This is a genomic window from Bradyrhizobium sp. MI1.3, assembly GCF_055811695.1.
In genome coordinates this window covers 1-4,373 of sequence record NZ_JBVVPQ010000162.1, presented here as the reverse complement: position 1 = coordinate 4,373, position 4,373 = coordinate 1, and the positions used below count along the sequence as shown (strand labels likewise).

The 4,373-nt window shown below is 60.6% G+C and carries 2 protein-coding genes and 2 pseudogenes; 1 reads left to right on the top strand and 3 read right to left on the bottom strand.

Going from position 1 to position 4,373, the window contains the following annotated elements; translation table 11 throughout:
* Positions 1 to 72: 72 nt before the first annotated feature.
* Entirely contained in the window at positions 73 to 516 is a 444-nt protein-coding gene (locus tag AC0L3A_RS40100; protein ID WP_473256508.1) for an IS66 family transposase, read from the bottom strand.
* 368 nt (positions 517 to 884) lie between these two features.
* Between AC0L3A_RS40100 and AC0L3A_RS40095 the strand changes: the two genes are divergently transcribed.
* Entirely contained in the window at positions 885 to 2,666 is a 1,782-nt protein-coding gene (locus AC0L3A_RS40095) for an HrpF/NolX family T3SS translocon protein (protein WP_473256507.1), read from the top strand.
* A gap of 265 nt (positions 2,667 to 2,931) precedes the next feature.
* On the opposite strand, the pseudogene AC0L3A_RS40090 reads toward AC0L3A_RS40095, so the two are convergent.
* Together AC0L3A_RS40090 and AC0L3A_RS40085 are read right to left on the bottom strand one after the other, a co-directional pair.
* Positions 2,932 to 3,306: pseudogene (locus AC0L3A_RS40090) on the bottom strand (transposase); the annotation flags it as partial.
* Between the two features lie 361 nt (positions 3,307 to 3,667).
* A pseudogene (locus AC0L3A_RS40085) lies at positions 3,668 to 3,787 on the bottom strand (ATP-binding protein); the annotation flags it as partial.
* Positions 3,788 to 4,373: the final 586 nt, after the last annotated feature.

Sequence of the window (4,373 nt, the reverse complement as noted above, 5' to 3'; positions counted from 1 at the left end):
GATGAGGCAACAATAGGTCTACCGGGAACATCGCTACATGCGGCAATACGGCTTCCCATCCAGATTGTCGCGCTATAGGTTATAACCGTCATAGGCATCGCATTGCAGGAAGCGTCCGCCAAAGCCATTCAGGAACTGCTCCGCGAAGGCACCGCTGCGACCGGGGGCATATCGGAACAGCACGATCGGAGGACTTGGGCCACTGTGGCCGCGGTCGTCGGAGACGATCGCCCAAAAGTAGCCCTTCTTCGTTTGGCCGCGCCCCGGATCGAGTACCGGCGCCTTGGTCTCATCCATGAACAGCCGATCCGCCATGGCCAGGCGGCGGCGCATGTGGTCGGCGATGGGCTGAAGATGGAAGCAGGCGCGACCGGACCAGTTGCCCAGTGTCGCCAGATCAAGTCGGATGCCCTGGCGCGCATAGATCTCGGCTTGGCGGTAAAACGGCGTATGGTCGCCAAACTTGGAGACGATCACGTGCGCAATTGCCGCTTCGGTCGGCAGCCCGCTGGGCACTACGTGCTCCGGTGCGTGGGCCTGTACGATAGGGCCTGAAAAAAAACGCGCGCAGCTGGAAATGCTACCGCGGGAATCGGTGGTAATGTTGTTTCGTGGCAGCGATCGTCACTCGGGACGGACGACCGGAGGCGCCTGCTTTTCCGAAAGCGTCAGAGCAGCGTCGTGCCTGCCATGGCCTGAGCCGGAGATGAGTTTCATGAGCATGCTGACGCCATCTCCGGGACGTATCGAGACGACCGCGATTGGCTCGCCCTGCTCCGTCTAAAAGTCGTCAGCTTCTCGAAAGCTCGCCCCCATACCATGAAAGCCCTGATCGTGCGACGCCGATGGCAAGTATTTACCGCAATGGAACGGAAATAACTCTAATGCAGCTGAACAACTTTTCGCTGTCCGCCAGTGCAGATTCAGCTCAGTTCGGGCTTTTTCCGGGGGCTTCTTCGGCCTTCGGACCATCCGCGCAGGCCTCCGGCCAGATTCGGCAGGGCGAAGCTTCGAACTTCGAGGCAATGGTGTCCCTCTGCTCGCGGGAAGAGAAATCCGACGTTCCCTCCACGCCACCGGATGCGCTGCAGACAAAGGTGCAGATGCCGCAGGATCCGCTGGACCAGTTATCAGCGCATGCGAAGGCGGTGATCGAGGCGCTGACGAAGGATTTGGCTGTTTCTTCCTCGGGCGACACCCCTAGTGCCGACGCATCGGCGACGGCTGCTCCATCGCCCGACGTTCCAAGCGCTCCGGTGCCGAGCTCTAGGATCACGTGGAACGGCGGCACGCTGAGCAGTGCCGAGTTGCAGATCGTGGCAGTGCTGAACCGGCACAAGGACCAATGCCCGCTCAGCTGGGACTCGCTGCAAGAAAAGGCTAGGGATCCGTCGACGCCCCAGGATCTGCAGAGGGCGATCGACGGATTGCGGCACGATCCAGAGCTCTTCTATGCGATTGGCTCCCAAGCGGACGGCCGCTGCGGGGGCAAGATCAAGGCGAAGGATCTGTCAGAGTTTTCCGCCAGCCACTCGCAGGTTGCTACATTCCAGGAGCAGCAAGCACACAGCTACGAGCAGAATTATATTCCATCCGACGGCACCTCGAATGGACAACCGTCCGTCATGACCTTGAATGACGCATTGCGCGAGCTTTACAAGTATTCTGATTACCTGCCCAAGAATTTGGGCCTGGACGATTTCAAGCAGATGGTCGACGGCGAGCTTAAGATCGGTAAGTGTCCGCCTCAGCTGATCGCGGCCGCTCAATACTTTCTCGACGACCGGGACGCCTGGAAGCAGCGGTGCGGTGGTGCGATCGATAAAATCAAGAAGGAAGACTTCTTGCAAGTCGCCTCGTCGTCGATGAATTCCACGAAAAGCGAGCTGGACACGCTCGGCACGATCAACAAGAATCAGAATGCCTTCTTCGGGGACGGCGACCTGACACGACACAAGCTGGCGAGTATGGCCGAAGACAAGACTCTCGACGGGAAGATACAAGGAGCGGCATCGCAGCTGCTCTCGGACCCGCTCTTGTTCCGTTTGCTAAACAATTCGATTACTGGCTACAAGACCGGCCGCGGGCATACGGTCGACTCCGGTAATATCAGCAACAACGACTTTACGCACTTCTATACCAACATGTCGGCTGCGAACAATACGGTTCAGCCGATCAACACTCATGCCCCCGAGACCGCTGCTGAGAAGAATGCAGTCATAGACATGACGGACGGGCGATCCAAATCCAACCAACCCGACGTCGCGACTCCCAAGAAGAATGGCGGGGGTCTTATGCATACGCTCGGCGAGGTAACCAAGGTCGCCTCCAAGGTGCTCGACTGGGAGGCAACGGCAGTAGGCGTGCTCGGCGTCATTCCGGGGCTGGGCGAAGTGGCCGATGCCATATCGATGGTGCTCGAGTCCGAGTCACAAGCAGCGAACGTTCTGCATACGGCCATTAGCGGCGGTAATATGAAGCAGGCTCTGGAAGAGGTTGGCCTTAATCTTGCGGGGCAGGCCATTAGCCTTGTCGCCGGGCCAGAGGTCAAATTCGCGATGCGCGACGGCCTGGCAAAGGAGATGCTCGAACAGACCGTGCAGATCGGCCTCGACACGGCGATCTCGGAAGCGGAATCGCATGCGAGGAGTATTTGGACAACCTGAAGGCGCGCCTTGATCCCGGGCCCATGCAAGCCACAGGTGTTCCGATAAGTCGCTGCGCCGCCGTCGCGTCAGAAGGCGGCCTGAAGGGCCCGTTGGGTAAGGTGCGGATTGGAGGCTCGCACTTTTGCGCCACTCGACAGCCGAGCGTCGAGAACCTCCGTATGAGCTATGCGGAATTTTGGGTGACGAGGCGATCAGGCGGCGTGGTTTGCCGGCATGTGGATGACCTCGATGCTGTCGTTGAATCTGACGCGTGCGATCACCCGCCAGCGGCAATTTCCGGGGCGATTTGCAACCCGCGTTGCTTCACGTCGATCAGGAGCTCTTGCCGGCTCTGCGTGCTCTCCCGGACGCCGACCTGAAAGCCAATCAGCTCCTTCTTGCCTTCCGGCGGCGCGCCGATCAGCACCAGCATGCACTCGCCGTGGTCTTACATGCGTGCCTGCAGGACGACGCCATCGGCCCACACATACGCGTAGCGTTGCGCCGACAGATCGCGCTTTTGCCAGCGCTCATACTCGCCCTGCCACTCGGCCGTCAGCCGCGAGATGACCCCCGGCGACAGGTTCGGCGCGTCCTTGGCCAGTAGGGCCGTCAGCGCCTCCTGGAAATCGCCCGTCGAGATGCCGCGCAGGTACAGCGTAAGCGTAGCTCTGCGGCCCTTTTGATTGGCGCTTGACGTCTATTTTGAGCGCGTGGTGCGCCGGCGCGGCTTCCATGTTTCCGACAATGCGTTGACTGCGCATTCCAGAGATGGTGATCAGGCGTTCCAGGCGATGGTGATCACGGATTCCAGATGATGGCGATCACTGGAGACGAACACGACTGACGAGTTTATGTGTGCTGGAAACGGCCTCCTCGTCAAGGCTGGCGGGTTGGTTCGAAGATCGTTCCGGCGGTCCATGGGAGGGTCCCGTGCGCGGCGCGGAGTGCCCCCACGAGCGACGCAGCGACGCGCGGGAGGGGCCTGTGGGCCGGCGGAACGATCGTGCGGGAGGTGCTCACGGCTTTTTCTTTTCACCAGCTTGGCGCCGCAGACTGTCGCCCTTGAGTTCGATGCGGTGGGCATTGTGAATGATGCGATCCAATATCGCATCGCCAAGTGTGGGGTCACCGAACACGACAGAGTACCCCTATTCTTGAGCGGTTCGTGTCTCACGTCACGATCACCGCCCCCCATCATTTCCTGTTTGGGCACCGGCTTGAGGTGCTGAAGGAGCGGTCGGGGCGCGGTCCCGCCTACGTCGTTGTCGCGCTGCCGGACGGACGGCGGCGAGCGGTTCGGATCGCGTCGACGGATCTTGGCGAGATACCAATCACCTCCCGCCCGAATGCCGCCGATCTGCCGCGCATCAGTGCACATACGCTGATCCCATTGATGCAACATTTGAGCGCGAGTCTGAGTCTTCTCGACGAGAAGGTGATTCGCGATGACCCAGCGACCGCTTCCAGGTCGCGTTGCGTATCGACCCCTGCCGACGTTGGCAAATCCATCTGGCCGTCCGACGGCCGAGATTCCGCGCCTGTGGCCGAATCTGTCGACCGCGACGCAAACCCAGATCGCTCAAGTCCTCGCCACGCTGCTGCGGCGAATGCAAGCGGCTCCCGGCACGCCCGGAAGGGGACTGGATCGTGCTGATCAGCTTGAACGTCGCTGACGAGCGGCTCACGACTGCGCACCGAGCGAAGTTGGCCTATGTCTACGTG

Coding starts and splice junctions, on each gene's coding strand:
- AC0L3A_RS40095 (WP_473256507.1), top strand. CDS start 885: ATGCAGCTGAACAACTTTTCGCTGTCCGCCAGTGCAGATTCAGCTCAG.